Here is a 25,515-nt window from a genome sequence, read left to right on the forward strand (position 1 = left end):
CCTACCGACCACCGATTTCCTCCCGTGCCGCGAACTCGATCGGACACTCCGCGCTGCCGACACAGTCGACCAGATCCGCACACCCCGCCGACAGCGCCGCCCGCAACGTCCCGGCCACCACCGCCAGCTCCGCCATCCGCCCCTCCACCTCGGCCAACTTCGCCGCCGCCCGCGCCGCCAACGGCACCTCCCGGTGTCCCCGACGCCCGGCGTCGAGCAGATCGGCCACCTCGTCCAGCCGGAAACCCAGGCGCTGGGCGGCCTTGATGACCCGCAGCACCGTCACCGTCTCCGCCGGGTAGAGGCGGTGCCCACCGGGGCTGCGCGCCGGCGCGGCCAGCAGGCCCCGCCGCTCGTAGTAACGCAACGTCTGCCGGTTCACCCCGGCCGCCTGCGCCACCTGCCCAGTACGCAACCCGCTCACGCCGCGAGCCTCGTCACGCGGGCGGCCAGCGCGTCCAGCACCTCGACGTACGCCGGCGGCACCACCACCTCCACCACCAGCGACTCCGGTGCCACCGTGACGGCGAACATGAAGAACGCGCAGCAGTCGCTCTCCCGCCGGGTCAGGTCGCGCACCTTCGCCTCGACCGTCGGGTCCAGTTCCCACCGCAGCCGGTCGGGCGCCACCCGCTCCTGGGCCCGCAGGGCGGCGGTGAGCAACTCGTCGAACTCGACCAGCCGCTCCGGCCGGCGCACCCTGGGCAGGGTGCACGCCTCCGGCACCCACTCGTGGTTCCCGCTCATGCTCCGACGGTAAGCCGGTACCCCGGTACCGGATGCAACCCCGGACAGCGGGAAGGGCCGCCGGTCCTCCGGCGGCCCTTCCCGTTCGGCGCGGTCACCGCGTGAAGGCGTCCCGCACGTCGCGACCGGCGTCCTTCGCGTGCTCCCCGGCATTCTTCGCCCGGGCGTCGCTCTGGGCGGTGGCGCCCTCGGCGCGCATCCGCTCGTTGTCGGTCATGTCACCGATCCGCTCCTTGGCGGCGCCGGTGAGCTGCTCGGCCTTGTTCTTGGCCTTGTCGGCGAAGCTCATCTTCCGCTCCCCTCGGTCGGGTTGCTGGCCGTGGATGGTGTTCCCGGTGCCGGTCGGCTCATGCGACCGGCGGCACACCCTGTAAGGCATCCTAGGAAGCTAGGTGTGGTGGTCGGAAGCGCGCCCCGCACGGCACCGGGAATGGTTGACTGGACAGATGGGGGACATCCTGCTGATCCGGCACGGCGAGACCACCTGGAGCGCCAGCCACCGGCACACCTCGTACACCGATCTGGAGCTGACCCCCGACGGCGAGCGGCAGGCCCGCGCGCTCGGCGGGTTCCTCACCGGCCGGCACTTCGCCGCCGTGCTGACCAGCCCGCGCCTCCGGGCGCGGCGCACCGCCCAGCTCGCCGGCCTCCCCCTCACCCGCACCGACGACGACCTGGCCGAGTGGAACTACGGCGAGTACGAGGGACGCACCACCGCCGACATCCGCGAGGACAACCCCGGCTGGACCATCTGGAACGACGGCTGCCCCGGCGGCGAGTCACCCAGCGAGGTCGGCGAACGCCTCGACCGCCTGCTCGCCCGCGTGCATCCGCTGCGGGAACGCGGCACCGTCGCCCTGGTCGGCCACGCGCACAGCCTGCGCGTGCTCGGGGCCCGCTGGATCGGCCTGCCACCGTCGGCCGGCGGGCTGTTCCGGCTGGAGACCGCCACCGTGAGCCTGCTCGGTCATGAGCACGGGCGGCCGGTCATCCTGCGGTGGAACCAGCCGGTTCCCCCGAGCCCCGACCCCGCGACCGCACCGGCGGGTCGGCACTGATCCTCGGCGGGCGGCTCTCGTACGGGGTGGACAGCACCACCGTCGTCCGGGTGGTCACGTTCGCCGCCGTACGGATCTCCTGGAGCACCCGCTCCAGGTCCGACGGGCCGGCCACCCGCACCAGCAGCAGGTAGAAGTCCTCCCCCGCCACCGAGTAGCACGAATCGATCTCCGGAAGGTGGGCCAACCGCTCCGGCGCGTCGTCCGGCTGGGACGGGTCGAACGGCCGGATCGCGACGAACGCGGTCAACGGCAGGTCGAGCGCCTCGAACGACACCCGGGCCGCGTACCCCCGGATCACGCCGCGCTGCTCCAACCGGCGCACCCGCTGGTGCACCGCGGAGACCGACAGCCCCACCTTCTCCGCCAGGTCGGTGTACGACAACCGACCGTCAGCGGTCAGCGCGGCGACGATGGCCCGGTCGATCTCCTCCACGGCGTGCAACCTACCGTAACCGGACCGACCACCGGCAACCCGCGAACGGTCCCGGTCCGGCTTCGCCGCCGCGGGCCGACGGTCAGGCCGCCCCGGCGAACCGTCGGGGCGTCAGCGGGCCGCGCGCTCGCGTACCGCGTCGGCGGCGTAGTGCAACACCTCGGCGATGTCGTCCTCGTCCAGGAACGGCAGGTCGGTCAGGATGTCGGTGGTGCTCATCCCGTCCGCCAGCAGTGCCAGGATCATCGTCACCGGCACCCGGGACTGCCGTACGCAGGGTGCGCCGCCCATCACCTCGGGGTCGACGGTGATCCGTGGGAACGTCACCGGCACAGGCTACGCGATCGCCCGTCGATCACTCCCTGGCCAGCGCGCGGGAGATCACCAGCCGCTGGATCTGGTTGGTGCCCTCCACGATCTGCAGCACCTTCGCCTCCCGCAGGTAACGCTCCACCGGGTGGTCGGCGACGTAGCCGGCCCCGCCGAGCACCTGCACCGCGTCGGTGGTCACCCGCATCGCCACGTCGGTGGCGAACAGCTTCGCCTTCGCCGCCTCGATGGAGTACGGCCGGCCGGCGTCGCGCAGCCGCGCCGCGGCCAGCGTCAACGCCCGCGCCGCCGAGATCTGGGTGGCGCTGTCGGCGAGCAGGAACCCGAGGCCCTGGAAGTCGATGATCGCCCGGCCGAACTGCTGCCGTTCCCGCGCGTAGCCCACCGCGTAGTCCAGCGCGCCCTGGGCCAGCCCCACCGCGCAGGCGGCGATGCCGAGCCGACCCGAGTCGAGGGCGGACATGGCGATGGTGAAGCCCGCGCCCTCGCCACCGATCAGGCGGTCGGCCGGCACCCGGGCGTCGTCGAAGGCGATCTGCGCCACCGGGGAGGCGTGCAGGCCCATCGTCCGCTCGGCGGCCTGCGGCTCGATGCCCGGCGTGCCCCGGTCGGCCAGCAGGCAGGAGATGCCCTTCGGGCCGGGCCCGCCGGTGCGGCAGAAGATGTTGTAGAAGTCGGCGACCTGGGCGTGGGTGATCCACGCCTTGGTGCCCGAGACCAGGTAGTCGGCGCCGTCGCGGACGGCCCGGGTGCTCAGCGCCGCCGCGTCCGAGCCACCCTCCGGCTCGGACAGGCAGTACGCCCCCAGCAGCTCCCCGCCGATCATGTCCGGGAGCAGCTTGCGCTGCTCGTCGGTGCCGAACTGGGCGACCGGGTAGCACGACAGGGTGTGCACGCTGACCGCCTCGGCCACGGCGAGCCAGCGGCTGGCGAGGATCTCCAGCACCTGGAGATAGACCTCGTAGGGCTGCGCCGCGCCACCGTGTTCCTCGGGGTACGGCAGGCCGAGCAGTCCGGCCCGACCGAGCGTACGCAGCACCTCGCGGGGGAACTCCGCGCGCTGCTCGAAGTCGGCGGCCTTGCCGGCGAGTTCCCGGTCGGCCAGTTCGGTGGCGAGGTCGAGCAGGTCGTGGGCCTCGTCGGTGGGCAGGATCCGGTCGACAGTCATGGCGCGATGAGCTCCGTAGGGGACGAAGGTGAGCTGGTGGCCCGCCGTGGTCGGCCGCCGGACGGGTACCCGCCGGCCGCCACCCCCACAGCTTAACGGTCGTTCGGGTGCCGGCGTAGCGGCGGCGGCGATCTCCCCGTCCTCCCCGCCGCGGCACCGGGACAGCGGCGCTTGCCAGCAGGGGCGAAGATGGGCAGACATTCAACCCCGGCGATGAGAGGGGCTCCGGCTGGTGTATCCGGACCTGTACACGACGTGCGCGCAGGTGCTCCCCGTGCTGATGCTCGCCCTGCTCTGGGAGTCACGGTTCCTGGAACGGCTGCGGCGACAGTCCCGGCGGCCCCGGCGGGAGGACCCGCAGGGGGTGCGGTTCTGGACCAAGCAGCGGGTGCGCTGGTATTCGAGTTTCGTCGCCACCACCAGCGTCGCCGGAACGGCCACCGCCCTGCTGGTGCTGGCCGGGTTGCTGGACGACGCGGCGGTGGTCCGGGTATTCGTCTGCGCGTGCACCCTGCTGACCCTGGCCACCCTGCTGACCCGCACGCTGATCGACATCGCCGCGGCGACCCTGCCGGACTGAACGGCCGGTCGACGCACGGGTGGGCGGACCATCGGAGAACGGGGCGGGAGGCAACGATGGAGCGGGTGAAGTGTCGGGCAGCGGACAGTCGGGGCGGGGCCGGGACATCGACTGCGAGCATGAACCTCCCCCGTGCCGCCGTGCCCGCGGAACCGGCGGCCGGCGGACCGCCCCTCCCCCGCCGGACCGACACCCCCGGAAGGACGATCCCGTACGACAGACGGCGTGACAGACCGGATGGTCCATGACCCACCTCCCACCCCACGATCAGAGCGAACGGCACCGTATCGAGGAGGAGCTGATCTCCATGCTCGCCGAGATGCCGCTGTTGCAGCAGCCGGACAGTCGACAGCTGCTGGTGCAGAAGCTCCGCGAACGGTTGACCGGCGGCAGCACTCTCCACGACATCAACAACCCCCGCATGCAGAGCATGGAGATCGTCGGAGCCTGCCTCTCCGGAGACGGCCAACTGGGCACGCTCCTCCAGGTGCTCGCCCTCTTCGACCCGGCGGCGGCCCAGCTGACCCGCCTGGAACGGCTGCACTGCGAGCTGGGCGCGATCGGTCTGCTCACCAGCACCGACTGGGCCGAGTTGCGGGCACCCCTGTCGGCGAACCGACCGCGCTCCCTCGGCCGGCTCTACCAGAGCGCCAGCTCCCACCAGCTCGCCATGGCTCCGCACTGGTGCGTGAGCGCCTGGGACGTGTTCATCTACCTCACCGGGCAGAACGCCCCGCCCCGCGGCCTGCCACCGAACATGCTCTTCCTCGCCCTGCTGGAGCCGGAGGTGGACGCGGAGGTCGGCAGCCTGATCCGGTCCCGCAACCAGCGGGAGGCGACCCGGCTCGGGCTGACTCCCGACCTCGACCGGCGTCGCCGGGAGGTCAACGCCGGCGGCGGCTCCGCCACCCCCTTCGTCTACCTGGTCATCCAGGTGGAGCCCGACCTGGAACCGGGCAGCACCGGATACACCGTGTCGCACTACCGGCAGTGGCACGGCGCGGAGACCTGGCACTCGCGCCTGTGGGGTCAGGTCCCCGGCGTGCCCTACACCGGGCTGGAGGAAACCGTCGAGGGGATCATCCGGCAGATGGAGGTCGAGTGGTCCCACCGGCGGGCCGAGGTCGCCGTCGAACTCGTCCTGCCGGTGGCCCTGCTCAACGAGGACGTCGCCTGGTGGCGCAAGGAACGGGCCAGCGCCTATCTGCCGCAGAAGGTCCTGGCGATGGACTACCCGGTCGTCGTACGCAGCCTCGACCGGCTCCGCCAGCCCGAGTGGCACCGGGCGTGGCGGCTGCGGTGGAACCGGATGCAGGCCGAGCCGGCCCACAGTCGGGTTTACCGCAGCGAGCCCGACGGGGAGGCCTACCTCACCCGGCTGGAGGCCGACCTCAACGCCGATCCCCGGTGGACGACGTTGCTGCTCAGCGAGCCGCCCACACCGGTGAACGACTGGGGACTGAGCGAGATGATGACCGCCCTGCGGGCCGGCCTGCCGGCCGTCGTGTGGCATCGGGAACGACCATCGGACGATCGATTCTGGGAGGAGATCCAGGGGATGACAGCCGACGGCAAGGTGGCGAGACTGCCGGTGCACGCCCGACACTCCCGACTGGACGCGCTGCGGTTGGCGCCCCCGCACCTGGACGACCACGCCGGCCGGCACCTGGTGGTGCTCTGGGACGACCCGGACCGCACCCCCGAGCTGCGGCAGCCGGTGGACACCCTGGGCGGCGAGGCGTGACCGGCCCGGCGTCCGGCCCGCCCGTCGACGGCGACCGGCGGATCTACCACGGCACCGGCCGGATACTCGATCCCACCGAGCGGGACCGGCGCTGGCCCGACCCGCCGCACTGGCGGGCCTTCGGAGGCGGCCCGGACGAGCCCGATCCCGCACCGGACGACGCCGAACTGGAGCGGCGGCTGGGCCGGCCGGTGCTCTCCGACCACGCCGACCCGGACGAGGTCGACGCGGTCAACGCCGCGCTGCGCCTGCGCCGCCCCCTGCTGGTCACCGGCCGCCCCGGGTCCGGGCGGTCCAGCCTGGCCTACCGCATCGCCCGGGAGCTGCGGCTCGGCCGGGTGCTGCGGTGGCCGGTGACCACCCACGACACGGTCCGGGCCGGTCTGTACGACTACGACCCGGTGGGCCGGGTGCGGGCGGCGGCCCGGACGGACGACGCCGACCCGGCCGGCGACTCCGGCATCGGCGACCACGTCAGCCTGGGACCACTGGGTACCGCCCTGCTGCCCTACCGGCTGCCGCGGGTGCTCCTCATCGACGAGCTGGACCAGAGCGACATCGACCTGCCCCAGCAGCTGCGGACCGTCTTCGACGACGGCGGGTTCGACATTCCGCAACTGCTGCGGACGGCCCGGCACGCGCCCGAGGTGACGGTCCACACCGCCGACCCCGGGGGTACCGCCACGGTGCGCGAAGGACGGGTCCGCTGCCACGCGTTCCCCCTGGTGGTGATGACCTGCGCCGAGGACCGGGTCTTTCCGCCCGCCTTCCTGCGGCACTGCCTGCGGCTGCGGATCCAGGAACCCGACCGGGAGGCGGTGCTGCGGGTGATCGACGCGCACTTCCCCGACGGCGTCGCGGGGAGCACGACCGTCGTCGAGGCGTTCCTGGCCAGGCGCGGTCGACCCGACGCGCCCACCCTGGACCAGTTGCTGGACGCGGTGCACCTGCTGCGGACCTGCCCGGTCAACGACCTGCCGAAAGACTGGGACCAGCTGCTGCGGACCCTGCTCCGGGGCGTGCCGGCGGCAGAGCCGCGATGACCGACGCGCCATCGGCCGTCGCCGGCCCGGCACCGCGCGAGTCATCCGGACCGGCGCGTACGCCCCTGTTCGGGGTCCCCGATCCGGCGGACCCGGGCGACATCCGGCTGGACGACGACGAGTCGTTGGCCGAGGTGCTGCGCCCGTTCCGCCGGCTGGTCTCCGCCCGTGACCTGTACGCCTTCGACGAGGAGGCCAGCGCCGCCCAGGCCGCCGCCGGGCTGCCGCCGGTGTTCGCGCCGGTTCCCCGGGCCCGGTGGGACGCCGTCGTGGTGGTCGACGACCACCTGACGATGAGCGTCTGGGCCGACCAGGTCGCCGCGTTCGGCGCGCTGCTGCGCCGGCACGTGGCCTTCCACGACGTCCGGGTCTGTCACCTCGCGACGGGGACCACCCGCACGGAGGACGTCGTGCTGCGCGGATCCCGGGGTGGGCCGGCTCTCGCCGCCGCCCACGGCCTGCCGGTCGTGCACCGCCGCCGCATCGTGCTGGTCATCTCCGACGGTGCCGGCCCCGGCTGGAGCAGCGGAGCCGTCCAACCCCACCTGCGCGCCTGGGCGCAGCGGCAGCCGGTGGCCCTGGTGCACCTGCTGCCCCAGCAGATGTGGCACCGGGGCGGGATCGCCCCGCAGCGGCTGCGACTGCGCGCGCCCCGGGCCGGCGCGGCCAACGCACGGCTCGACTGGCGGCACGACGACCCCCTCCACGCGTTGGCGGCCGCCGGCGACCCTCCGGCGGACACGGTGCCGGTTCCGGTGGTGGAGCTGCGGCCCCGGTGGCTCGCCGCCTGGGTGGAACTCGTCGCCGGTCGCCACCCCCGGTGGATCGACCTGCCGGCCCTGCTGGTCGACGCCGAGGCCGGGGCCCGGCCGGGCGCGGCGGAGCCGCGGTCCGAGCCGTCCCCCTCCCGGCGGGTCCGGGAGTTCGTCTCCTGGGCGTCGCCGGAGGCGCTGCGCCTGGCGACCCGGCTCGCGGCGGCCCCGCTCGACCTGGCGGCCATCCACGTGGTCCACGACGACCTCCACCCCGACCCGGCCCCGCTGCACCTCGCCGAGGTGCTCACCAGCCCCCTGGTCCGTCCGGGGCCGGCCGACGCGCGGACCCGGTTCGAGTTCGTGTCCGGCGTACGCGAGCACCTGCTGGCCATCGGCCGGCGGGCCGACACCGTCCGGGTGTGGCGGGCACTGGCGGACCGGCTCGGCGGCACCCGGCCGGCGCTGGCGGAGTGGAGCGCCGTGCTCGACGCACCGGACGACCGGCCGGTCGGTCCGGGCACCTCGGACACCACCGGCCTGCTGCACATCGAGCGGTCCGTTCTGCACGCGCTGTCGGGTCGCTACCTGGCCCGGGCCCGCCGCCTCGACCAGCTGCTGGAGCCGGACACGCCCGACGAATCCGGCACGCTCAGCCCTCCCGGAGCGGGGCACGGCAGTGTCATGATGTCGGTAGGCGAAGAGGCCGACGCCCCCCGTAGCCTTGCAACTGAAGGAGCCGGATTGACGTCGAGCACCCCCACGGACTCCGCCACCCCGGCGCACACCCCCGCCGTCTGGGGCAACGTCCCGCCGCGCAACCCCAACTTCACCGGCCGCGCCGACCTGCTCGTGCAGCTCTACCAGCAGGTTCAGGGCGGCCCCACCGCGGTCCTGCCGCACGCCCTGCACGGCATGGGCGGAGTCGGCAAGTCCCACCTCGCGGTGGAATACGTCTACCAGCACCAGGGCGAGTACGACCTGATCTGGTGGATCCCCGCGGAACGGCCGGCGCAGATCAACGCGTCCCTGGTGGAGCTGGCCCGCCGGATGAACCTGACCGCCGCCGGGCCGGACGTCGGCAGCGCCCGCGCCGCGGTGCACGAGGCGCTGCGTCTCGGCCGGCCCTACCGGCGCTGGCTGCTGGTCTTCGACAACGCGGAGAGCCCCGAGGCGCTGCTGCCGTACCTGCCCACCGGCGGATCCGGCAACATCATGATCACTTCGCGGAATCCGCAGTGGAACAGCGTCGCGCGCACCCTCGAGGTCGACGTGTTCACCCGCGAGGAGAGCATCGAGCTGCTGCGCCGTCGGGGACCGGAACTCACCGCCGAGCAGGCCGACCGGCTCGCCGGCAAGCTGGGCGACCTGCCGCTGGCGCTGGAACAGGCGGCGGCGTGGCGGGCCGAGACCGGCATGCCGGCCGAGGAATACCTGCGGCTGTTCGAGGAGAAGCGGGTCGAGCTGCTCGAACAGGCGCCGCCGCTGGACTACCCGCTGCCCGTGGCGGCGGCCTGGAACGTGTCCCTGGACCGGCTGGTGGTCTCCAACCCGGCGGCGTTCCGGCTGTTGCAGGTCTGCGCGTTCCTGGCGCCCGAGCCGATCCCCCGTACGCTCTTCATCGGCGCGCAGCACGCGGACATCCACGCCGAGCTCAACCCGACCCTGCGCGACCCGATGAAGCTCGGCCGCGCGATCCGGGACATCAACCGGTACGCCCTGGCCCGGGTGATCCACCGGACCAACTCGATCCAGATGCACCGGCTCATCCAGGCGGTGCTCGTCGACCGGATGACCGGCGCGGAGCGCATCGCGGTACGCGACAGCGCCCACCGGTTGCTGGCCTCCGGTGACCGCAACGACCCCGACACCCCCGCCAACTGGCCCAGCTACGCCGACCTGTACCCGCACGTGATGGTCTCCGGGGCGGTGGACTCCGACGCGGGCTGGGTGCAGCAGCTGGTCTACAACGAGGCGCGGTTCCTCTACTGGTGGGGCGACATGGAGGCGTCGCTGCAACTGTGCCGGCAGGCGTACGAGACCTGGCGGGCGTCGCTCGGCGAGGACGCCTCGATGACCCTGCAGATCGGACACTGGCTGGGTTTCATGCTGTTCAAGCTCGGCCGGCCCCGGGACGCGGCGGAACTCAATACCCGGATCCTCGACTCCTGGCGACGGGTCACCACCGAGGACACCGAGGAACTGCTGCGCGCCCAGGGCGCGGTGGCGGCCGACCTGCGGATCGCCGGTGACTTCTTCGGCGCCCTGGAACTGGACGAGGACCTCTACCGGCGGCACGTACGCGCGCTGGGCGAGGACGACCCCAGCACGCTCAACGCGGCGCACAACCTCGCCGTCAGTCTCCGGCTGACCGGTGACGTCCGGCGGGCGTACGAGGTGGACGCGGCGACCCACGCGCACCGGGTGCTGCTCTTCGGTGAGGACCACGCGCAGACCCTCGAATCACTGCTCAACCTGATCATCGACCGGCGGGAGCTGGGCGACTACCTGTCGGCCCGGGCCGAGATGCAGAACGTCGTCGATCGGTTGCCGATGGTGTGGGGGGAGGCGCAGACCCAGACCCTGGCCGCCCGACGCCGGCTGGCCTCGGCGGTCCGCAAGGCCGGCGACCACGAGACCGCCCGGGTGCTGTCCCAGGAGGTACGCGACGGCTTCGCCGCCCGATACGGCGAACAGCACCCGGACACCCTGCTGGCCGCGTTCGGCCTGGCGGTCGACCTGCGCGCCACCGGCGACCTCGCCGCCGCCGAGCGGCTGAGCGAGGACATCATCGAGCGGTACCGCCGGCTCTTCGACGAGGAGCACCCGTACACGGTGGCGGCCGAGTTGAACGCGGCGATCGTGCACCGCCTGCGTGGGGACGTCGCCCGGGCCCGGAAGATCAACGAGCGGGGGCTGGCGATCCTGACCCGGCGTCTGGGCAAGGACCACCCGCTGACCCTGGCCGGCACCATCAACCTCGGCAACGACCTGTTCCATCTGCGCGAGTACGCCGCCGCGTACGAGTTGGACTCCGACACCACCGCGCGGGCCCGGCGGGTGTTCGGACCGGACCATCCGACCACGCTGATCAGTCTGGGCAACCTGGCCCAGGATCTGGTCTCGCTGGGCCGCGAGGAGGAGGCGTACCGGCTGCACGCGGAGATCACGCCGAAGTTCGAGCGGACGCTCGGCCCGACCCACCCGGCCACCATCGCCGGCACCGACCTGACCCTGCGCGGCGACTGCGACCTGGACCCGATGCCGCTGTGAGGCCGGGCGGTCCGGACGCGGCCCTCGGCTCCCGCCCGGACCGCGCGGACCGCCCGGATCAGCCGACCGCCGGCAGGGCGCCGACCCAGTCGGCCACCGCCAGCGGGTCGGCCGCCGGGTCCGCCACCTCCCGGTGCACCGCGCGGACCAGCTCGGGCCGGTCCCGCAGCGCCTCGGCGGCCCGGCCGGGCACGAGCACGGCCGTGGTCAGGCCCAGCCCCGCCCACGCACCCGGCGACCCGTCGCCCGCCGCCAGCTCGGCCAGGTAGCCGGCATGGGCCCCGGCGACGTCACCGGCGGCCAGGGCGAGGTCCGCCGCGGTGGCCCCGGAGACCGTCACCCCGACCGCCGACGGGTCCTTGCACAGCTGCGCGAAGCCGTCCGGGTCGGTGATCCGCCACATCTGGAGCACCGCCTGCGTGTCGAGCCGGCGCGCCGACCCGTCCGTCACGACCACCGGCTCTCCAGCGGCGACCGCGGGCCGTCGCCCGGCATGCCACGCCCGCGCCAGCTCGACGACGACGGACCGGTCCGGCCGCCGGTGGTGCAGCCGCCACCGGGCCCGGTGGTCGGCCACCGCCGTCCGCGCGGCGGCGAGCAGGTCCGCCGGCACGTCCTCGTCCTGCCAGGCGTCGGCGGTGGCGAGCAGCCCGGCCACCAGACGCCGGCCGACGTCGTTGAGTTCGGGCAGCTCGCACATCATCCGCAGGGTCGCCCGGACCTGTCGCCGCCAACGGGCGAACTCGAAGTGCGCCAGAGCGGCCGCCGGGCCCGTCGCCACCAGGCGGTACGACCGCCAGAAGTCGGTGATCCCGACGAACGCGTAGACGCCCTGCAACAGGCCGCCGAGCGGACGCGGGTCGTCCCGCCAGGGCGCGTAGAGGCGCTGCGCCGGCTCGCCCCACAGCAACGGGGTCAGGTGCAGCAGGCCGCCCAGCTTGATGTGCTGGAACTCGTGGACCAACGTCACCGCCAGCTCGGGCGCGTCCTCCGGCTCCGACATGATCATGCTGCCGAAGGCGTCGCCGGCGGAGGCACTCATCGTCCGGTAGCGTTCCGCGGCCCGCTGGGGCACCACCGAGGTCAGCCCCCGGGCGATCGGCGCCGCCCGGTCGGGGCAGACCCTCATCAGCAACTGCCACGCCTCGGTCAGCAGCGCCCGCCACCGGTCCAGCTGCGCCACCGTGTCGAGGTCCGGTGGCGTGGGCGTACGGAGGTTGCGGTAGGGATCGAGGAAGTCGAGGGTCACCGCGAGGGTGGCGCCGTGCGCCTCCGCGCGGATGGTCGGCAGGGCCAGCCAGCCCTCCGTGCCGGTGCCACCGGAGTCGAACCGGACGACGCGGTCGGCCACCCGCACCGTCGCCGCGCCGTCGGCGCCCACCACGTCGGCGTGGGCCCAGCGGGTCGGCGACGGCAGGCTCGCACCCCCCAGGGTCGGCAGCGCGACGAACCCGTCGCGAACCGGGACGCGCATGGTGAACCCGACGCCGGCGCGGACGGCGGCCACCACCGCCAGGGCGTGCAGGTAGCCCAGGTCGACCCAGAGCGGTCCGTCGGCGGTGACGGTCCCGCCGCGCAGCCGGCGCAGCACGTAACCCGCCCAGGTGCCGACCTGCGGATGCAGGATCAGCCGGTCGACCTCGTCGGCGGCCCGCCGCTGGGCGGCGACCAGCAGTTCCCAGGCGGCGGCGACCGGCGGCAGCGGGCCGACGGCCTCCGGATCGGTGGCGACGGCGTCCAGCACGGCCCGCAACTGCACCAGCCGCCAGCTGCGCTCGGCCGACAGCAGCTCGGAGATCGTGTCGGGGTCGCCGTCACCCGCCGCCAGCGCGGCGAAGTGACCGCGGTCGAGTCGGTGTCGGGCCGGCCGGTCCGGGGGTGCCGTCACCGACTCGTGAACGGTCATCATTCCTCCATGGACGGCGGCCACGTCAGTCAAGTCGTTGCGGATTGTAACCACTGGTGATGCTCTCGGGATCCTCGACACGGCGCAGCAGCCGATTCATGATCGGACCGAGAATCTCCTGGTCATAGTCGGGAAGGTGGTCCAGCGACACACCCGCGAGGTCGACGAGTTCGGAGTCGACGTCGACAGCGTACGGTTGATTCACGGGGAACCATTATCCACAGTCCACAGCCGTTTCCGCGCCCGTGCGCGACGGAAGAGAGGACGTGGCGTGGCGGGCCCGGTGGGGGCGCCGCCGACGGGACCGGCCGGGTCGCGCGGCGGTGCTAGCGTGGCGGCCGTGACCGGGACCGCGGTGGTGTTCGTGCACGGTTTCCTCTCCTCGCCGGCCGTCTGGTCGCGGTTCGCCGACCTGCTCCGCGCCGACGAGGACCTCCCCGACGTCGAGCCGTACCCCTTCGGGTACGAGTCGCCGCTGGTCCGGGTCCATCCGCTGCGCCGCGCTCCCACCATCGACGTGGTGGCCGACAGCCTGCGCACCTACCTCGCCCACGACCTCGCCGACTCCGCGCGGCTGGTGCTGGTCTCGCACAGTCAGGGCGGGCTGGTGATCCAACGCGCGCTGGCCCGGATGCTCGCGGAGAACAGCGACGAACTCGCCCGCATCCGGCTGGTGGTCATGTACGCCTGCCCGAACGCCGGCTCGGACCTCGGCCTGCCGGTACGCCGGCTGCTGCTGGGCGGCAACCCGCAGGAGGCGGAGCTACGACCGTTCCACACGGCGGTCCTGGACGCGCAGCGGGTGGTCCTGCACCGGCTCGTCGCGGTGCCCGACCCACCCGTGCGGTTGCTGGTCTACGCCGGAGAGAGCGACCGGGTGGTCACCCCCGTCTCGGCCCGCAGCGTGTGGCCCGAGGCCGGGGTGGTCCCCGGCGACCACTCCACGGTGATCCAGCCCGACTCGCCGCGGCACCGGTCGTACGTGGTGCTGCGGCACGCCCTGCTCGCGCTGCGCGCCGCCGACGGCGCCGGTGCGCCGGCCGGCCCGGGCCGGCCACCGCCGCCGGCCCCGGCGGACGGGTCGGGCGAACTCGTCGACCTGCTGCTGGCCGTGCCGGGGATGTACGACCCGGCTTTTCGCCAGCAGGTGTACGCCATGCTGCCCCCCGCGGTGCAGGCGCAGCTACCGCGCAACCCGGTCGTCCGGGTGGAGCTGATCGGCCTGACCCGGGTGCTCGTGGCCTATCGCCACCTGGGTGCCGGACGGGCCCTGGGTGCCGCCGTCACGGCGCTGGTGCCCGAGCATCCCGCCCTCGACAACCTGCTCGACCGGCTCGCCGCACTGGACGTCCCACCCGGGGGCTGACCCGCCGCCCCGGCCGCCCTCAGAGCGCGATCAGCTCCGTGGGGGTGGTGTTGAGCCGCTGGACTCCCCGCGTCGCGCAGACCACGATGTCCTCGATGCGGGCGCCGTGCCGACCGGCGAGATAGATGCCGGGCTCGACGGAGAACGCCATCCCCGCCTCCAGCGGCCGCCGGTTGCCCGCCACGACGTACGGCTCCTCGTGGCCGTCCAGCCCGATGCCGTGGCCGGTGCGGTGCAGGAACGCGTCGCCGTACCCGGCGTCGGCGATGACGTCCCGGGCGACCGCGTCGACCGCCTCGGCCGACACGCCGGGTCGGATCGCCGCCACGGCCGCGCGCTGCGCCTCGTGCAGCACCGCGTAGTAGTCGGCGAACTCCGCCGGTGCCGGCCCACCGACGGTGTAGGTGCGGGTGCAGTCCGAGCGGTAGCCCGACGCCATGGTGCCCCCGATGTCCACCACCACCGGCTCGCCCGCCCCGATCGGCCGGTCCGAGGTGCCGTGGTGCGGGCTCGCGCCGTTCGGGCCGGCCGCCACGATGACGAAGTCGACCCGGACGTGGCCGGCCGCGCGGATCGCCGTGGCGATGTCGGCGGCCACCTCCGCCTCGGTCCGTCCCGGCCGCAGCCACTGCCCCATCCGCCGGTGCACCGCGTCGATCGCCGCGCCCGCCTCGGCGAGCGCCGCGACCTCCGCCGGGGACTTGCGGATCCGCAGCTCCCGCAGGACCTCGGAGGCGAGCCGCTGCGCGACGCCGGGCAGCGCCGCCCGCAGCGCGAGGACCTGCTCGGCCCACATCCGGTCGGCCAGCCCGACCGCCGCGACCGGCCCGCCGAGGGCGGCCACCACCAGGGGGTACGGGTCGGTGCCGTCGGCGTGGTCGACGACGCGTACGCCGGTGTCCGGCGCCGCCTCGGCCGCCGGCCGTTCCAGGGTGGGCACGATCAGCGTCGGCTCACCCTCGGCGGGCAGCACCAGGCAGGTCAGCCGTTCCCCTTCGTGCGCGTCGTAGCCGGTCAGGTAGCGCAGGTCCGATCCGGGGGTGAGCAGCAGCGCGTCCAGGCCGGCGGCGGCGGTCGCCCGCTGCGCCACGGCCAGCCGTCGCGCCGGGTACAGCGCCTCGTCTCCCACCCGAACAGCGTAACGGTGGTCCGGCGGCGGACCCGCCCCGTCGACACGTGTCCGCGTTCCACCGCCGGGGCGGTGCCGCCGCGGCTAGCCTGACCGTGGGCTCGTCGACGCCGAGGGCCCGACCCTGGGCCCGCCACGGTGGCCGGCCACGCCCGGAAGGACCGACCAGGTGGCCGCAGAGGACCGCAACCGCACGCCGGCACGGCGGTGGCTGCTCTGGTCCGGGATCCTGGCCCTGGCCGGGCTGGTCCTGCTGGTCGTCGGGCTGACCGTCGCCGACGGCGTCGCCGCGTGGATCGAGGTGACCCTCGCGATCGTGCTGCTGCTGGCCAGCTACGGCGTGCAGTACCTGGCCCGCCGCGAGTCCCTGTACGCCGACGACCAGCCCCGCTGAGCGCCACCCCGATCAGGCCCGCCGGCCCGTGTTCGTCGGTGCCGTGTGCCAGGCTGTCGGACGTGGCACACCGACCCCCGATCCTGCTCATCGACGCGCCCAGCCTCTACTTCCGGGCCTACTTCGGCATCCCCGAGTCGGCCGCCAAGGCGACCGACGGCAGCCCGGTCAACGCGGTGCGCGGTTTCCTGGACATGCTGGCCCAGCTCATCCGCACCCGCCGGCCCGACCGGATGGTCTGCGCGATGGACCACGACTGGCGGCCCGACTGGCGGGTGGCGCTGCTTCCGTCGTACAAGGCGCACCGGGTCGCCCCGGAGGGCGGCGAGGTCGTACCGGACACGCTGAGCCCGCAGGTGCCGGTCATCCTGGAGGTTCTGGACGCCGTCGGCATCACCGCCGTCGGTGCGACCGGTTACGAGGCCGACGACGTGCTCGGCACCCTCGCGGTGACCCAACCCGGGCCGGTCGAGGTGGTCTCCGGCGACCGCGACCTGTTCCAGCTGGTCGACGACACCCGGCCGGTCCGCCTGCTCTACGTGGGGCGCGGGGTGGCCAAGCTGGACGACTGCGACGACGCCGCGGTGCGCGCCCGCTACGGCGTGCCGGCCGACCGCTACGCCGACTTCGCCGCCCTGCGCGGCGACCCCAGCGACGGCCTGCCCGGGGTGGCCGGGGTCGGCGAGAAGACCGCCGCCCGGCTGATCGAGCGCTACGGCGACATCGCCGGTGTCCTCGCCGCGCTGGACGATCCGGGCTCCGCCTTCGCCCCGGGGCTGCGGGCCAAGCTGGCCGCCGCGCGGGACTACCTGGCGGTCGCCCCGAAGGTCGTCCGGGTGGCCCTGGACGTGCCGCTGCCGGACCTGCCCACCGCGTTGCCGGTGGCACCGGCCGACCCGGACCGGCTGCTGGAGTTGGCCGCCGAGTGGAACCTGGCCGGCTCGGCCCGCCGACTGGTCGACGCCCTGGCCCTGCGCAATTGATCCACTCGACTCCGATGACGTCGGGGTGTCAGGAGCGACCTGTCACCCCGACCTCACTGACGTCAGGATGATTGTGCCGGGACGGCCTCCGGGCGAGGCGGACGCGCCCGGTCAGCGGGGCGGGGTGTCCCGGCGGGACGGGAACGGGGTGCCGGCGCCGAACGTCGACCGTGCCCGCAGCCCGACCGGGTCCGCCGCCGGTGGCGCCGGCGACATCGGCTCCTCCGGGGGATCGATCCGCCGGCCGTCCAGGTAGGCGGCGGCGGCCCGGTCCTCGTCGGTCGGGGCGGCGAGCAGCGCGTACACCAGGCCGACCACCACGAAGATCACCGCCAGGATGATCGGCACCAGCAGGGTGCTGACCTCGGCGCCGGTGACCTCGCCGCGCTGCTCGTGCAGGTGCACCGACAGCGCGCTCATCCCGGTGAAGTGCATGCCGTTGACCGCGATGCCCATGACCAGCGCCGAGGCGAAGATCGCCAGTCCGCGCCGGACGGTCACCGCGAGCCAGAGCGCCACCGTGGCGGCGACCACCGCGATCACGACCGACAGGATCACCCGGGTCTGGTCGTAGCGGAGGCTGCCGTTCAGCCGCATCGCCGCCATGCCGGTGTAGTGCATCGCGGCCACCCCGGCGCCGGTGAACAGGCCACCGACGGCGATGCGCGGCACCGACACCCGGCCGGTGCCGACGATGGCCAGGCCGATCCCGACCGCGCCGATCGCGAAGGCCGCGCTGGCCACGGTGACCGGCACGTCGTACCGGATGCGGGTGCCGTCCACGGCGAAGCCCAGCATCGCCATGAAGTGCATGGTCCAGATCGCGGTGCCGCCGAGCGCCAGGGCCGCGAGCGTGCCCCACAGCGCGCGCTGCCCCGGCGTCTGCGCGGTGCGGATCCGGCCGGCGCAGACCAGGCCCAGGCACGAGCCCAGCACCGACAGCGCGTAACTCAGCGCGGGCGTGATCCACCCGTACTCGAAGTGATTGATCTCCGCCACGGCGGTCGTCCCCCCAGACAAGGTACTGGCGCGTAACACCGCGCCGCAGACATGATCGGGGACCCTCTGACCAGGCGCAACACCGCCCCCCGGGCATTTCGGCCGGTGGCGTCGCGGTGACCGTGTGATGCGTCGATTTCCGAGCGCCGGTGACCGAAAGTGATTATCAGGCGGGGGTGTGGTAGGACAGCACGCCCCGGTTGACGGCCGCTATCGCCTGCCGTGCGGTGGCGCGCAGCTCCGCCGAGGCACCGCCGGAGTCGGCGAGCTGGCCGAGCAGGTCGACGACCTGTCGCGCCCAGCGGACGAAGTCGCCCGCCGGCATCTCGCCGTCGATCTCGTGGCCGCTGCCGAGCACCTTGGCCAGCGCCTCACCCCGCGCCCACCGGTAGACCGGCCAGGCGAACCCCAGGTCCGGCTCGCGGGTGACGGTCAGCCCGCGCGCCGCCTCGTCGGCCTCGATCTCGCTCCACAGCTTGAACGTGGCGTCGACCGCGTCGGCCACCCCGCCCCGCGGCAGCGACGCCCGCTCGTCGACGTCCCGCCGCGCCTCGAAGACGACCACCGACACCGCCGCCGCCAGCTCCGCCGGGGACAACCCGTTCCAGACGCCCCGGCGCAGGCACTCGGCGACCAGCAGGTCCGCCTCGGTCCAGATCCGGCCGAGCATCCGGCCGGCGTCGGTCACCGTGCCGTCGGCCCCGAGGTAGCCGCGTGCGGTGAGCAGCGCGACGATCCGGTCGAAGGTACGGGCCAGCGAGCCGGTCCGCCCGGCCACCCGCTGCCGGAGTTCCTCGGTGTCCTTCTCCAGCCGGCGGCGACGCTCGGCCCAGCGGGCGTGTTCCTCCCGGTCCGGGCAGGCGTGGCAGGGGTGCCGGCGCAGTTCGGCGCGGAACTGGCTGAGCTGGTGGTCCTCGCCGGTGGACTGCCGGGACCGGCCGCCCCGGCGACCGCCGTGCCGGTCCAGGCCGGTGCCGCTGACCTCGGCGGCCAGGTCCCGGCGGGCGGCCGGGGAACGGTGGTTGAAGTGCTTGGGCACGCGGATCCGGGCGAGCACCTCGGCGGGCGTGGTGAAGTCGCCGGGGGTGACCCGGCCGGCCCACCGGTCCTGGGTGAGCACCAGCGGGCGGGGTTCACCGAAGCCGCCGGTGGCCGGGTCGAGCACCACGGCGAGTCCGGCCCGCCGGCCGGACGGCACCCGGATCACGTCGCCGACCCGCAGCCGCTCCAGCGACGCCACCGCCGCCGCCTTGCGCTGGTGCTGCCCCTGCCGGGCGATGGCCCGCTCCCGGTCGGCGATGGCCACCCGCAGCGCGAAGTACTCGTCGAAGTCGCCGTGGTGGCAGGCCGCCTCGACGCCGTACGCCTCGATGGTCTCGGTGTTGCGCTGCACCTGCCGGGCCAGGCCGACCACCGACCGGTCGGCCTGGAACTGCGCGAACGAGGACTCCAGCAGCGCGCGGGCCGGCTCCGCGCCGACCGAGCCGACCAGGTTGACCGCCATGTTGTACGACGGGCGGAAGCTGGACCGCAACGGATAGGTCCGGGTGGAGGCGAGACCCGCCACGTGCCGGGGGTCGGTCTCCGGGGACCACACCACCACGGCGTGCCCCTCCACGTCGATGCCCCGCCGGCCGGCGCGGCCGGTGAGCTGGGTGTACTCCCCCGGCGTCAGGTCGACGTGCGCCTCGCCGTTGTACTTGACCAGCCGTTCCAGCACCACGCAGCGGGCCGGCATGTTGATGCCCAGCGCCAGGGTCTCGGTGGCGAAGACCGCCTTGACCAGGCCGCGGACGAACAGCTCCTCGACGACCTCCTTGAACACCGGCAGCATGCCGGCGTGGTGCGCGGCCAGGCCGCGCTCCAGCCCGTCGAGCCACTCCCAGTAGCCCAGCACCGACAGGTCCTCGCCGGGGATCGCGGTCACCCGCGACTCGACCACCCGCCGGATCTCGGCCCGTTCCTCCGGTGAGGTGAGCCGGAGCCCGGCGGCGAGGCACTGCTGCACGGCGGCGGCGCAGCCGGCCCGGCTGAAGATGAACAGGATCGCCGGCAGCAGACCCTCGCGGTCGAGCCGGTCGACGATGTCCGGGCGCATCGGCCCGCGCCAGCGCGGCCCCCGCCGGCCCCCGCCGGGGCCGGCGCTGCGCCCCTCGCCCAGCTCCAGGCGGCGCACCGTGTCCCGGGTGTAGCGCAGCAGCTCCGGGTGCACGTCGTGCTTGCGGGCCGCGTCGGCGTCGTGGAACAGGTCGAACATCCGCTTGCCGACCAGCATGTGCTGCCACAGCGGCACCGGCCGGTGCTCGCTGACCACCACCGTCGTCTCGCCGCGCACGGTGACCAGCCAGTCGGCGAACTCCTCGGCGTTGGAGACGGTGGCCGACAGCGAGACCAGGGTGACCGAGGCGGGCAGGTGGATGATCACCTCTTCCCAGACCCCGCCGCGGAACCGGTCGGCGAGGTAGTGCACCTCGTCCATCACCACGTACGCCAGGCCCTCCAGGGTGGCCGACCCGGCATAGAGCATGTTGCGCAGCACCTCGGTGGTCATCACCACCACGGGCGCGTCGCCGTTGATGGCGTTGTCGCCGGTGAGCAGCCCGACGTGCGCCGCGCCGTACCGTTGGACCAGGTCGTGGTACTTCTGGTTGGACAGCGCCTTGATCGGCGTGGTGTAGAAACACTTGCGCCGGACCGCCGGGGCACCGTCGGCGGGCGCCGGCGCCGCCGGGGCGCCCCGCAACGCCAGGTGTACGGCGAACTCGCCGACCACGGTCTTGCCGGCGCCGGTCGGGGCGCACACCAGCACGCCGCTGCCCCGCTCCAGGGCCTGGCACGCCTCCCGCTGGAAGTCGTCGAGGTCGAACCCCAGGTCCAGGGCGAACTCGTCCAGCGCCGGAAACTGGGAGGCCTGCGCGGCCCGGCGGCGCGCCGCGGCGTACCGCTCGGCGGGGCTCGACATGTGACCAAGGTTAGTGCGTGCCGTCGCGGGGCACCCGGCAAGGCCGTCCGGACCGGCCGTCCGGGGCGGTCGGTAGGGTGCACGACGTGCCGGACCCTACCGAACCGACCCAGACACCCGCCCCCGGCGGCGCCGACGTCGTCGCCGGTGCGGGGGCCACTCGCCGGCCCGTGGCGGGCGTGCTCTTCGACTTCCACGGCACCCTCGCCCAGGTGGAGGACCCGCGCGCCTGGGTGACCGCCGCGGCGGCGGCGTGCGGGGTCGAGGTGGAACGGGCCCGGGCGACCGCGCTGGCCGACCGGCTGCTCACCGCCGGCCGGGCGGGTGGGCCGCTGCCGGCCCGGGTGCCGCCCCGGCTGGCCGAGCTGTGGGCCGACCGGGACCTCTACCCGCACGCCCACCGGGGCGCGTACACCGGTCTGGCCGAGACCGTGGACGCCGGCATCGACGGTTTCGCCGAGGCGCTCTACGACCGGCTGCTGGTCCCCGAGGGTTGGGTGCCGTACCCGGACACCGCGCCGACGCTCGCCGCGCTGCGCGAGGCCGGGGTGCGGGTGGCGGTGGTGAGCAACATCGGCTTCGACATCCGGCCCCTGTTCGCCGCCTGGGGGCTGGCCGACCTGGTCGACGCGTTCGTGCTGTCGTACGAGGTGGGGCGCTGCAAGCCGGACCCGGGGATCTTCCTGCGCGCCTGCGCGATGATCGGTGTGGAGCCGGAGCGGACGCTGATGGTGGGCGACACGCCGGCCGACGCGGGCGCGGTCGCCGCCGGCTGCGCGGTGCTGGTGCTGCCGGCGGCCGACGCGGGCGTCGCCAACGGCCTCGGCGGCGCCCTCGACCTGGCCGGCGTCAAGGAACGCTGACCCCCGCCGGGCGGCCAGCTCGCCGTCAGCGCAGGAGGCGCACGGCGGCCGGGACGGCGGTGATCGTCACCGGCAGGTCGAGGGCCCGCTCACCGTCGGCGTAGGTGGTGATGCCCTCGGCGGCCAGCTCGACCGTGCGGGCCCGGTAGGTGCGCACCAGTGGGTGCGCGACGTGGGTGCCGGCGTAGATGCGCGGCTTGACCCGCATCAGGGTGCGCCGGTCGAACCGGCCGCCGACCACCACGTCCAGCAGCCCGTCGGTCAGGTCGGCGGCCGGACAGATCCGCATCCGGCCCCCGTAGCAGGCCCCGTTGCCCACCGCGACCAGCACCGCGTCGAGTTCGTGGGTCACCCCGTCCAGGCGCAGCGTGTACCGGCGCGGCCGCAACCGGGCCAGCTCCGCGAGGATCGCCAGGTCGTACCGGCGGGGACCGCGTGGCCAGCGCATCCGGTTGGCCCGCTCGTTGACGATCGCGTCGAAGCCGGCGGCGAGCACCGCGCCGTACCAGCGCCGCGCGCCGTCGGCGCCGTCCACCCGCGCCAGGTCGACCGGTCGGGTGCGCCCCTGGAGCAGGGCCGCCGTGATCAGGTCCACCGCGGCGAGCGGGTCCGCCGGGTAGCCGGTGTCGAGGGCGAAGTCGTTGCCGGTGCCGGCGGGCACCGGTCCGAACGGCACCGTCGTGCCGGCGACCGCCTGAAGGGCGCGGTGCACGGTGCCGTCGCCGCCGACGGTGACCAGCGCCCCGATCCCCTCGGTGACCGCCGCCCGGCAGGCCGCCTCGGCCTCGGCGGCGGTGCCGGCCTCCAGGAGCCGCACCGGCCGGCCGGCGACGGCCAGCCGGTCCAGCAGCGGGGGCAGCAGGCCCCGGTGGACGCCCCGCCCGGCGGTCGGGTTGGCCAGCACGGCGACGGGTCCGGCAGGGAGGTGATCGGCTGCGGTCACGGCGAGCACCGTACCGCCACCGACCAGGGCCGGGCGCGCCCCGTCCCGGTAGTCGCCGGCGGGCGGACCGGGCAGCCGGCACCGGGGCGACACCACTGACATTTGTCACGGCCGACCGTGCGGCGCGCATCCACACACATGACTGAATGCACTGGAAGCACCATGCCCCGAACGGACAGACTCAGATCCGTCAGCAGGACCGCGAGGTCAGCCGAACAGCGGAGGGGTGGTCACGGTGGAGGAGCGCTACGACAGCTACTGCGCCGCCGATCGACTGTTCTACGACTCGCTCGGCAGCGCGGTCGAGCAGCCCACCTTCACCGCCGCCCGGCGGCCCGTCCCCGAGGGCTGGCGCAGCGAGCCGCTCGACGACTGGCTCATCTACGCGCCCGACGCCGGCACCCTGCCCCAGCAGGGCTGGAAGATCCACGTGGCGGCGACCCCGGCCAACGCCGAACGGGTGCTGGACAAGGTCTGGGACTACTGCGTCCCCCGGGGGCTGTCCTTCAAGTTCCTGCGCGGCCCGCGCACCCTGTTGCTGCGCAACTCCAAGTACGCCGCGCGGGCGGCCAGCGGGAAGTTCCTCACCGTCTACCCCCGCGACGAGGCGGAACTGGAGGTGACCTGCAAGGAACTCGACGAGTTGCTGCGCGGCGAGCCCGGTCCGTACATCCTCAGCGACCTGCGCCACGGGACCGGCCCGGTGTACGTGCGCTACGGCGGTTTCGCCGCCCGCTACTGCCACTCCCCCGACGGGCAGGTGGTGCCGGCGATCGAGGACGAGACGGGCACGCTGGTGCCCGATCGCCGGGATCCCGTCTTCCACGTGCCCTCCTGGGTGACCCTGCCGGAGTTCCTCGGTCCGCACCTGGCCGCCCGCAACGCGACCAGCACCGACGAGGTGCCGTACCGAATCGAGAAGGTCATCCACTTCTCCAACGGCGGCGGCCTCTACGTGGGCCGCGACGTCCGGACCGACACCCCGGTCGTGCTCAAGGAGGCCCGGCCGCACGCGGGCCTGGACGCCGACGGCGTCGATGCGATCACCCGACTGGCCCGCGAGGCCGAGGCGTTGCGCCGGCTCGCCGACCTGCCGCAGGTGCCCAGGGTGCACGACGAGTTCACCCTCGGCGAGCACCGGTTCCTCGCGCTGGAGTTCATCGAGGGCCGTCCGTTGAACAAGGTCCTGGTCGACCGGTACCCGCTGATCGACGCCGCCGCCACCGAGGCCGACCGTGCCGCGTACACCCGGTGGGCGCTGGATGTCCACCGGCAGGTCGACGAGGTCGTCACCGCGATCCACCAGCGCGGTCTCGTCTACGGTGACCTGCACCTGTTCAACATCATGGTCCGCCCGGACGACCGGATCGCCCTGGTCGACTTCGAGGTGGCCGCCCCCGTCGACGGTCACCGCCGGCCGGGCCTGCGCAACCAGGGCTTCGCCGCGCCACGGGACCGCACCGGCCCCGACGTCGACCGGTACGCCCTGGCCTGCCTGCGGCTGGCGCTGTTCCTGCCGCTGACCCAACTGGTCCGCCTCGCGCCGGCCAAGGCCGCCCACCTGGCCGACGTGATCGCCGCGAACTTCCCGGTGCCGAGGGCCTTCCTGGACGCCGCCGTCGAGGAGATCCTGGGTCCTCCGGCGTCCACCGCCACGGCCGGTGCCACCGACCCCGCCGGCCAGGCCGACCAGGTCCAGCCGGACCGCATCGCCCGGGCGATCCTCGCCAGTGCCACACCCGGGCGGGACGACCGGCTCTTCCCCGGCGACATCGAACAGTTCCGCAGCGGAGGACTCAACCTCGCGCACGGCGCGGCCGGGGTGCTGTACGCCCTGCATCTCGGCGGCGCCGGTCGCTGGCCGGAACACGAACGCTGGCTGGTCCAGCGGGCCACGGCCCCCGCGTCCGGCACCCGGTGCGGGTTCTACGACGGCCTGCACGGAGTCGCGTACGCCCTGGAGGTGCTCGGCCGGCGGCAGGACGCCCTCGACGTGCTCGACATCTGCCTGCGGCAACCCTGGACCGACCTGGACCACAGCCTGGCCAGCGGACTGTCCGGGATCGCGCTCAACCTCACCGAGCTGGCCGGACGCACCGGCGAACCGGCGCTGCGTGACGCGGCCCGGCAGGCCACCGAGCGGGTCGTCGAGCACCTCGCCGACGACCCCGGGCCGGACGTCAGCGGCGGCCGGCACCCGTACGCCGGGCTGCTGCGCGGCCGGACCGGACCGGCGCTGCTGCTGCTCCGGCGGTACGAACTCACCGGGGATCCGGCCCTGCTGGAGCACGCCGCCACCGCCCTGCGGCAGGACCTGCGCCGCTGTGTGACCCGTCCCGACGGCGCGCTCGAGGTCAACGAGGGCTGGCGCACGATGCCCTACCTGGGCCAGGGCAGCGTCGGCATCGGGATGGTGCTCGACCAGTACCTGCGGCACCGCGCCGACGAGCGGTTCGCCGCGGCCAGCGCCGGGGTGTTCCGCGCCGCCCGCTCCCCGTTCTACGCCCAGTCCGGTCTCTTCGCCGGGCGGGCCGGGATCATCGCCTACCTCGCGGCGTACCCGGACGACCCCGACCGGCGGCGGGAACTGGCCGCCCAGGTCGAGCGGCTGTCCTGGCACGCGCTGCCCTACGCCGACGGCACCGCCTTCCCCGGCGAGCAGCTGCTGCGGCTGTCCATGGACCTCGGCACCGGCGCCGCCGGAGTGCTGCTGGCGGTGGCCGCCGCGCGGCGTGGCACCCCGGTGGCCCTGCCGTTCCTCGCGCCCCTGACGGGCGCCGGAGACCCCCTCGCGTCAGCGAGGGTGACCGACCCGACCGACCAGCACGGAAGGAGGTGA

At 74.1% G+C, this 25,515-nt stretch carries 22 protein-coding genes; 10 read left to right on the forward strand and 12 right to left on the reverse strand.

Going from position 1 to position 25,515, the window contains the following annotated elements; translation table 11 throughout:
• Position 1 precedes the first annotated feature (1 nt).
• The 3 genes from D7223_RS24510 to D7223_RS24520 all read right to left on the reverse strand — a co-directional run bounded on the left by D7223_RS24510 (position 2) and on the right by D7223_RS24520 (position 1,036).
• Positions 2 to 424, reverse strand: coding sequence for a MerR family transcriptional regulator (locus D7223_RS24510; protein ID WP_120730787.1), 423 nt, complete (start codon positions 422 to 424; stop codon positions 2 to 4).
• Entirely contained in the window at positions 421 to 747 is a 327-nt protein-coding gene (locus D7223_RS24515; protein WP_120730788.1) for a hypothetical protein, read from the reverse strand. The genes D7223_RS24510 and D7223_RS24515 overlap by 4 nt, the downstream gene beginning before the upstream one ends.
• A gap of 94 nt (positions 748 to 841) precedes the next feature.
• Positions 842 to 1,036: a CsbD family protein gene (locus D7223_RS24520; protein ID WP_120730852.1), complete on the reverse strand. Its 195-nt coding sequence runs from the start codon at positions 1,034 to 1,036 to the stop codon at positions 842 to 844.
• A gap of 157 nt (positions 1,037 to 1,193) precedes the next feature.
• On the opposite strand from D7223_RS24520, the gene D7223_RS24525 reads away from it, so the two are divergent.
• Entirely contained in the window at positions 1,194 to 1,805 is a 612-nt protein-coding gene (locus D7223_RS24525) for a histidine phosphatase family protein (RefSeq protein ID WP_120730789.1), read from the forward strand.
• Here the strand turns inward: D7223_RS24525 and D7223_RS24530 are convergent.
• From D7223_RS24530 to D7223_RS24540, 3 genes are all read right to left on the reverse strand, one after another.
• Positions 1,735 to 2,241, reverse strand: a complete 507-nt coding sequence (locus tag D7223_RS24530) for an Lrp/AsnC family transcriptional regulator (protein WP_120730790.1) — start codon at positions 2,239 to 2,241, stop codon at positions 1,735 to 1,737. The two genes, D7223_RS24525 and D7223_RS24530, sit on opposite strands and share 71 nt — an antisense overlap.
• 111 nt (positions 2,242 to 2,352) lie before the next feature.
• A complete protein-coding gene (locus D7223_RS24535; RefSeq protein WP_120730853.1) occupies positions 2,353 to 2,568 on the reverse strand; it encodes a DUF433 domain-containing protein in 216 nt (71 codons plus the stop codon).
• 28 nt (positions 2,569 to 2,596) lie between these two features.
• Positions 2,597 to 3,739 carry an acyl-CoA dehydrogenase family protein gene (locus tag D7223_RS24540; protein WP_120730791.1) on the reverse strand — a complete coding sequence of 381 codons (1,143 nt, stop codon included), beginning with the start codon at positions 3,737 to 3,739 and terminating at the stop codon, positions 2,597 to 2,599.
• 265 nt (positions 3,740 to 4,004) lie between these two features.
• Between D7223_RS24540 and D7223_RS24545 the strand changes: the two genes are divergently transcribed.
• The 4 genes from D7223_RS24545 to fxsT all read left to right on the forward strand — a co-directional run bounded on the left by D7223_RS24545 (position 4,005) and on the right by fxsT (position 11,131).
• A complete protein-coding gene (locus D7223_RS24545; protein ID WP_147442474.1) occupies positions 4,005 to 4,319 on the forward strand; it encodes a hypothetical protein in 315 nt (104 codons plus the stop codon).
• A 244-nt stretch (positions 4,320 to 4,563) separates the two neighbouring features.
• Entirely contained in the window at positions 4,564 to 6,063 is a 1,500-nt protein-coding gene (locus D7223_RS24550) for a VMAP-C domain-containing protein (protein ID WP_120730793.1), read from the forward strand.
• Entirely contained in the window at positions 6,060 to 7,106 is a 1,047-nt protein-coding gene (locus D7223_RS24555; protein ID WP_120730794.1) for a MoxR family ATPase, read from the forward strand. The genes D7223_RS24550 and D7223_RS24555 overlap by 4 nt, the downstream gene beginning before the upstream one ends.
• Positions 7,022 to 11,131: an FxSxx-COOH system tetratricopeptide repeat protein gene (gene fxsT, locus D7223_RS24560; RefSeq protein ID WP_272948758.1), complete on the forward strand. Its 4,110-nt coding sequence runs from the start codon at positions 7,022 to 7,024 to the stop codon at positions 11,129 to 11,131. Before D7223_RS24555 ends, fxsT begins: the two co-directional genes overlap by 85 nt.
• Before the next feature lie 58 nt (positions 11,132 to 11,189).
• Here fxsT and D7223_RS24565 read toward each other — a convergent pair whose 3' ends face one another.
• Complete coding sequence (locus D7223_RS24565; RefSeq protein ID WP_158610928.1) at positions 11,190 to 13,037, reverse strand: HEXXH motif domain-containing protein; 1,848 nt, start codon at positions 13,035 to 13,037, stop codon at positions 11,190 to 11,192.
• 25 nt (positions 13,038 to 13,062) lie between these two features.
• Positions 13,063 to 13,242, reverse strand: a complete 180-nt coding sequence (locus tag D7223_RS24570) for a hypothetical protein (protein WP_120730797.1) — start codon at positions 13,240 to 13,242, stop codon at positions 13,063 to 13,065.
• Between the two features lie 135 nt (positions 13,243 to 13,377).
• On the opposite strand from D7223_RS24570, the gene D7223_RS24575 reads away from it, so the two are divergent.
• Positions 13,378 to 14,403, forward strand: a complete 1,026-nt coding sequence (locus tag D7223_RS24575) for an alpha/beta fold hydrolase (protein ID WP_147252521.1) — start codon at positions 13,378 to 13,380, stop codon at positions 14,401 to 14,403.
• Between the two features lie 19 nt (positions 14,404 to 14,422).
• Here the strand turns inward: D7223_RS24575 and D7223_RS24580 are convergent, their stop codons facing one another.
• Complete coding sequence (locus D7223_RS24580; protein ID WP_120730799.1) at positions 14,423 to 15,532, reverse strand: M24 family metallopeptidase; 1,110 nt, start codon at positions 15,530 to 15,532, stop codon at positions 14,423 to 14,425.
• A 169-nt stretch (positions 15,533 to 15,701) separates the two neighbouring features.
• Between D7223_RS24580 and D7223_RS24585 the strand changes: the two genes are divergently transcribed.
• Positions 15,702 to 15,926, forward strand: a complete 225-nt coding sequence (locus tag D7223_RS24585; protein ID WP_120730800.1) for a hypothetical protein — start codon at positions 15,702 to 15,704, stop codon at positions 15,924 to 15,926.
• A gap of 62 nt (positions 15,927 to 15,988) precedes the next feature.
• Positions 15,989 to 16,909 (forward strand): 5'-3' exonuclease, encoded by a 921-nt coding sequence (locus D7223_RS24590; RefSeq protein WP_120730801.1) that lies wholly within the window; start codon positions 15,989 to 15,991, stop codon positions 16,907 to 16,909.
• 111 nt (positions 16,910 to 17,020) lie between these two features.
• On the opposite strand, the gene D7223_RS24595 is transcribed toward D7223_RS24590, so the two are convergent.
• Positions 17,021 to 17,908, reverse strand: a complete 888-nt coding sequence (locus D7223_RS24595) for an MHYT domain-containing protein (protein ID WP_120730802.1) — start codon at positions 17,906 to 17,908, stop codon at positions 17,021 to 17,023.
• Between the two features lie 166 nt (positions 17,909 to 18,074).
• A complete protein-coding gene (locus D7223_RS24600) occupies positions 18,075 to 20,870 on the reverse strand; it encodes a DEAD/DEAH box helicase (protein WP_120730803.1) in 2,796 nt (931 codons plus the stop codon).
• A gap of 86 nt (positions 20,871 to 20,956) precedes the next feature.
• Between D7223_RS24600 and D7223_RS24605 the strand changes: the two genes are divergently transcribed.
• A complete protein-coding gene (locus tag D7223_RS24605) occupies positions 20,957 to 21,733 on the forward strand; it encodes an HAD family hydrolase (RefSeq protein WP_120730854.1) in 777 nt (258 codons plus the stop codon).
• Between the two features lie 25 nt (positions 21,734 to 21,758).
• Here D7223_RS24605 and D7223_RS24610 read toward each other — a convergent pair whose 3' ends face one another.
• Positions 21,759 to 22,685, reverse strand: a complete 927-nt coding sequence (locus D7223_RS24610) for a diacylglycerol kinase family protein (RefSeq protein WP_120730855.1) — start codon at positions 22,683 to 22,685, stop codon at positions 21,759 to 21,761.
• Between the two features lie 226 nt (positions 22,686 to 22,911).
• On the opposite strand from D7223_RS24610, the gene lanKC reads away from it, so the two are divergent.
• Positions 22,912 to 25,515, forward strand: coding sequence for a class III lanthionine synthetase LanKC (gene lanKC, locus D7223_RS24615; RefSeq protein WP_238162190.1), 2,604 nt, complete (start codon positions 22,912 to 22,914; stop codon positions 25,513 to 25,515).

The organism is Micromonospora endolithica (assembly GCF_003626595.1).
Taxonomy (GTDB): domain Bacteria; phylum Actinomycetota; class Actinomycetes; order Mycobacteriales; family Micromonosporaceae; genus Micromonospora; species Micromonospora endolithica.